General features: G+C 46.5%; 7 protein-coding genes. 4 read left to right on the top strand and 3 right to left on the bottom strand.

The features are described from left to right. Positions 1–331: 331 nt before the first annotated feature. Positions 332–709, top strand: a complete 378-nt coding sequence (locus H6F72_RS26915) for a hypothetical protein (protein WP_190442691.1) — start codon at positions 332–334, stop codon at positions 707–709. Positions 710–1,263: 554 nt separating this feature from the next. Further along, complete coding sequence (locus H6F72_RS26910) at positions 1,264–2,094, top strand: oxidoreductase (protein WP_190442689.1); 831 nt, start codon at positions 1,264–1,266, stop codon at positions 2,092–2,094. A gap of 262 nt (positions 2,095–2,356) precedes the next feature. Here H6F72_RS26910 and H6F72_RS26905 read toward each other — a convergent pair whose 3' ends face one another. Further along, a complete protein-coding gene (locus H6F72_RS26905; protein ID WP_199299341.1) occupies positions 2,357–2,590 on the bottom strand; it encodes a hypothetical protein in 234 nt (77 codons plus the stop codon). 212 nt (positions 2,591–2,802) lie between these two features. On the opposite strand from H6F72_RS26905, the gene H6F72_RS26900 reads away from it, so the two are divergent. After that, positions 2,803–3,309 carry a hypothetical protein gene (locus H6F72_RS26900; RefSeq protein WP_190442688.1) on the top strand — a complete coding sequence of 169 codons (507 nt, stop codon included), beginning with the start codon at positions 2,803–2,805 and terminating at the stop codon, positions 3,307–3,309. Positions 3,310–3,544: 235 nt separating this feature from the next. Here H6F72_RS26900 and H6F72_RS26895 read toward each other — a convergent pair whose 3' ends face one another. After that, positions 3,545–4,159 (bottom strand): NTP transferase domain-containing protein, encoded by a 615-nt coding sequence (locus tag H6F72_RS26895; RefSeq protein WP_190442686.1) that lies wholly within the window; start codon positions 4,157–4,159, stop codon positions 3,545–3,547. 151 nt (positions 4,160–4,310) lie between these two features. Beyond that, on the bottom strand, positions 4,311–4,664 hold the full coding sequence (locus H6F72_RS26890; RefSeq protein WP_190442693.1) for an XdhC family protein: 354 nt from the start codon (positions 4,662–4,664) through the stop codon (positions 4,311–4,313). A 78-nt stretch (positions 4,665–4,742) separates the two neighbouring features. Between H6F72_RS26890 and H6F72_RS26885 the strand changes: the two genes are divergently transcribed. Then, positions 4,743–4,902: helix-turn-helix domain-containing protein (locus H6F72_RS26885; RefSeq protein ID WP_190442683.1), on the top strand; the 160-nt coding region annotated here is incomplete at its 3' end.

The following is a 4,902-nucleotide window of genomic DNA, read 5'->3' as shown; positions in this document are numbered from 1 at the left end:
TCGAGCAAGTGATAGATTAGTTCTTGGGCGTGGGCAAGAATGTCCATGGTTCTTGCGGTCTATTAGTTTCACGCCCTTTCTGCCACCTTTTAAGCCTTGGTGCAAGATCTGAGTCAATTAACACCGAACGCCCGGTCTGGAGCTGAGGCTACAGCATTCTAGAGTTTAACTATTCAAGTTGTGTCGCAAAAAATCAGTTTTTGAAAGAGAACTCTTGTCAATAAAGCTCTAACTGCGACACGACTTCCGAATACAGTTACTGCTCTACTTTGGATCTATCAAAGCGATTTGATTAAACAATTCCACTCCAGTAACTACAGGCTACAACACCATGAAGACATTCCTAAACGGCTCCACCTTCCTTCTTGCCCTAGCAACTTGTATTGCAGTTAATTTCTATTTGCCTGCTACTGCTGATTCTACTGCGAGTTTAATCCTTAGTGTGAGATGCCGAGGTGGATATGATGTCAATATTTGGAAAACAAAGGCTTCAGGTGAACTACTCTATCGCTCGATAAGTCGTAACGGCAATTTGAGCTTGGGAAGAGGAACGCGCCAAGCCACAGAAGGCGTTCAAGTTTACAAGTTCCGGAATGGCAATTATCAATACTGGGTATGGGATGGCACATTGGATAGCAAGCAGTCTGGAACGTTAGAGGTGTACAAAAACAACTACATCCAAATGCAGCAAGTTTGTACGAAACGTTAATTCAGCCTTAATCCAGATCGTAAGCTGATGTGCACTTAGATTGCATGGCTAGGGTTTGAGGAGTTAGGAGCCAGAATTTGAAATAAAGGCTCCTGGCTTCTGACTCCATTGAAAAATGCAACTTGAATGCTGATTCAATTAGAAGCAATCGCAAAAATTAATTACATAGGTGTCTCCGACCTCCTTCAGCACTTGGTATGAATCGAAGCTTGCTCTTCACCATCAAGCCTGGTGGGATCGACGAATTCTTTCCCCAAATCTGTCCAACCTTCAGGCAAGGTTTGACAGATCTTGGGCATCGGTATGATACTTCGATTGTTGGAGAACCCCTCTCCGATTAAGCTCTATCTTCCAACGCCGCTACTGAACCTGCACTGAATTACGGCAAAGCAAATATTTGAATAACGTGACTGAGCAGGATCATCGAGCGACCGTTTGAGAAAATTAGGCAAAAATCTGCAAAGTTTATGTATTTAGAACCTTTTGTCTAAAACTTATGATGAACCCATACCAAAAAGGTAATGAAAAGATAAAGCAGTAAAGGAGATAGACAGATGACTCAGAAAACATGGTTTATTACAGGTGCTTCCCGTGGAATTGGTGCCGAAATTGCGATCGCTGTTTTGGCAGCAGGAGACCAATTAATTGCAACCGCCCGTAAAAAGTCTGATTTAGGGCAATTCGAGTCGAACTCCAATGTGTTGACGCTGAGCTTGGATATTACCGATGAGGCTCAGGTACAAGCAGCAGTGGCAGCAGCGCTGGAACGCTTTGGGCAGATCGATGTGTTAGTCAACAATGCAGGATTCGGTTTACTGGGTGGCATCGAAGAAACCAGTGCAGAAGAGGTTGAGCGGGTCTATCGCACGAATGTCTTTGGGCTGTTGAATATGACCCGTGCCGTATTGCCCAGTATGCGTCAGCGCCGCTCTGGACACATTATCAACCTCTCATCGATTGGGGGTTATCGCTCCACTCCAGGCTGGGGCATCTACTCCTCAACCAAGTTTGCCGTTGAAGGCATTACCGAAGCGCTGCATGATGAGTTAGCGCCTCTAGGCATCCATGCCACTGTGGTCGAACCCGGATACTTCCGCACCAATTTCCTTGATGGCAGCTCGCTCCAGAAAACCGCAATGGAAATTCCGGATTACGTAGAGACGGTCGGCAAAGTTCGTAAAATCGCCTCTGAGCTGAGCTATCAACAACCGGGAGATCCCACCAAGCTTGCCCAGGCGATGCTTCAGCTCGCGAATGCTGATACGCCACCGCTACGGTTGCCGCTTGGTACAGACACCCTTCGAGCCATTGCCCAGAAAAACGCTTACGTCGAGCAAGAAACAGCACAATGGCGCGCTCTGGCTGAATCTACTGATTACAGATAGTGAGCACAGGCAGGTAAAGGAAAGATAGCGAATGAATGCTTTCAAGGTCTCGCTGGTAACCTTACATCCCACCGAGACCTTGAAAGCATCATGGCAGAGATGAGCGGTGGCAGATACGACTAGAACTAAGCATGAGGTCTTTTATACTATCCGCTCTGCCAAAGGGTTAGCTTGCTGTCGTCTAGAAGTTATTCAAGCCAGCGAAAAGCGCGACGCAATTCAGCAGTAACGTTATTCTCATACCAACGACCGTGAGATAAGATTACTTTTCAGGGTTCCACTGAAGTATTCTCTTTAAGCAGCTACGTGCCTGTTCCCTTTTGCCCAAAAATGTCATTCGCAAATCCAATGAGATTTTTCCATCAGGATCAGCAATCCCTCCTAACTTAAGTAGCCAATACAATCGCTGACTCACTTTGTTCAGTTCAAAGTTTTCGATGAGATCCGCAAGGATGAGAGTGGCGCTCCTGCGGTGGAAAAAGACGACTTCTTCCATAAATCGACTGCCACGAAAGATTAATTGGTCCAGGTCCGCTACCAATTACCTCAATTTAGTTGCTGTATGACAATAAAGGATGAAATAAAGTTTGAGTGTAATAGTTAAGACTCTTTGACGGTTGAAATCCACGTTATATTTCTAAAATTACAAAACTGTCTTTGTAGTTCTTCTGAACTTAGCTAACTATCTTGGATTTCAGGATTTGCTTTATGTCAGATGAAAAATCAGGGTCCAGCGATAAATCAGGTCAACAGAGTATTTTAATTAAGATAGGTGTAGTGGTAGGAAGCCTAGCTGCTATCACCACAGGTTTAACTACAATCGCCAAAGATGGCAATACGATCTGGGACAGTCTACCTTTTTCAAAACGGAGTACTGCAGTAGTTGCTTCCCCTTCTACTTCAACAGCAGCATCTCTTATCAATCAGAAGTTCTACGTCATTGCCGCACAATCAGAATACCCTAAGGCATTACGTCAGGAGCCGATTCGAGCGGCTGGTTTGGAGTTCACACGCTCCTTTCCCGACATCCGGATTTGTCCATCAAAGGTAAATTCTAGAATATACTACTTAGTTCTCGGTTCAAATCTCTCTCAGTCTGAAGCTCAAAGCCTACGGCAACAAGCGATCGTCAATAATTTTCGAACTGATACATATCTACAATCTGAACAAGAAATCTTCTTTGTACCCAGTAATTGTTCACCTGTAACAAAATGAGTTTAGCTTGCTACCTCTAATGTACAGTGCCAGATTAAATGACATCGAGACAGATTCGTGTCGCTCAGCAAAACTCCTTCTGGGGCAGAGTTACAGAAAGAGTTTGCTCAACGACCTAGCATTGAGCTAGCGCGATTATTAAGCTAACTGCCGATGGAGAAGCCAGCTAGCATTAGCTTTGTTTCTTTACGACATTAGTGTGTCTCCATGACAAACGAAAAGTCACTGTACAAAATCATCGCCAGTGGATGAAAGGAACTGACTGTGCCTGAAACGCCTCGTAGTTTTTTGGTGTATCGAGATCGATCGCACCTTCTGGAAAAGGAACTGCAAAAACGGCGTGGGCGTGCTGTTTGATGACCTGTCTTGCACCTACATCGCCGCTGAGTGCGCTCAGTTCCGAGAACAAAGCGCGGCTGAATAATGCTGGTACGCCCGATATTTCTGCGTATTCTGAAGCAATAATTGGCTTACCTGTAGCTCGGTAAGCTGGTTGCAGCTTATCGATAATTTGAGTGGAGACGAAAGGCTGATCGCAAAGCATCAGCACCACAGCTTCTACATCTGGGTTTATTGCATTAAGAGTCTCTATGCCAATGCGAATTGAGGTACTCATTCCCTCTGCCCAGTGCGGGTTTTCGACGACTCGTACATCGAGCCGCTCAACCTCTGGTTTAATGCGATCGCTGCTTGCCCCCAGCACAACAATAATTGGATTGCAGACCGAAGCGATCGCAACTTCGACAACATGACCGATGAGGCTCCGTTCTCCGAACTGTAGCAGTTGCTTCGGCATTCCCATCCGAGTGGATGCGCCTGCGGCTAACACGATCAGACCGACAGCAGACATAAGCAATTCAAAATTCAAAATGAAAGGCAGAAGGCAGAGGGCAGATGGCAGATGGCAGAAGGTTTGACTTTTGCTCTCATGCACGAGCGGTCTTTTGACCGGAAGGGAGCAAGGGTCTCTCGTCTCCCACCTTGCATCTTTGATTCGGTGGCTAAGAATTGAGCAGGGTCAAAGTCCCGTTCATATTCTTCCCTTCTGCCTTCTGCCTCTTGCCCTCTGCCTTTTGTATCAATTCTTCGCTATGAATGGAGCCGATTCGTTCTCTCAATGCGCCACCAGAACGATTGGCGAGAACAGCTTGGATTTCTGCGACAATCGCCAGAGCTATTGCCTCTGGCGCATCAGCACCGATATCGAGACCGATTGGACTGTAAAGGCGATGCAGTTGAGCGGCTGTGGGGATGAATCTATCGGCTTGCAAGTCCTGAAGCAATCGCTGAGTGCGACTTTTCGGACCAAGGATGCCCACATAACCCAGCGGTGAAGGAAGCAGCGTTCGCAGCAGCGCTCGATCGCGGAGGTATAGCCCTACGTAGCTGCATTAGGACGCTATTCTAGAGGGAGAGAAGCGTTGGGAACAACTATGCCTGTCCCTTACAGCTATGACCTGCGGCAAAAAGCGATTGAAGCTTTTCAGAGTGGAGAAGGCAAAAGCGACGTCTGTCGCATGTTTAATATCAGTCGCAACACCCTAGACCTGTGGCTGAAGCGGCGAGAGGAAACAGGGGATTATCAAGCCATTA

Source organism: Trichocoleus sp. FACHB-46 (assembly GCF_014695385.1).
Classification (GTDB): Bacteria; Cyanobacteriota; Cyanobacteriia; order FACHB-46; family FACHB-46; genus Trichocoleus.
Note: the sequence above shows the minus strand (reverse complement) of the source record. Positions and strands in the feature narration are given on the sequence as shown.

Bases quoted from the DNA above. Each gene is read 5' to 3' on its own strand.
- H6F72_RS26910 (WP_190442689.1), top strand. From the start codon at position 1,264: ATGACTCAGAAAACATGGTTTATTACAGGTGCTTCCCGTGGAATTGGT.
- H6F72_RS26900 (WP_190442688.1), top strand. From the start codon at position 2,803: ATGTCAGATGAAAAATCAGGGTCCAGCGATAAATCAGGTCAACAGAGT.
- H6F72_RS26895 (WP_190442686.1), bottom strand. From the start codon at position 4,159: ATGTCTGCTGTCGGTCTGATCGTGTTAGCCGCAGGCGCATCCACTCGG.
- H6F72_RS26915 (WP_190442691.1), top strand. From the start codon at position 332: ATGAAGACATTCCTAAACGGCTCCACCTTCCTTCTTGCCCTAGCAACT.
- H6F72_RS26905 (WP_199299341.1), bottom strand. From the start codon at position 2,590: ATGGAAGAAGTCGTCTTTTTCCACCGCAGGAGCGCCACTCTCATCCTT.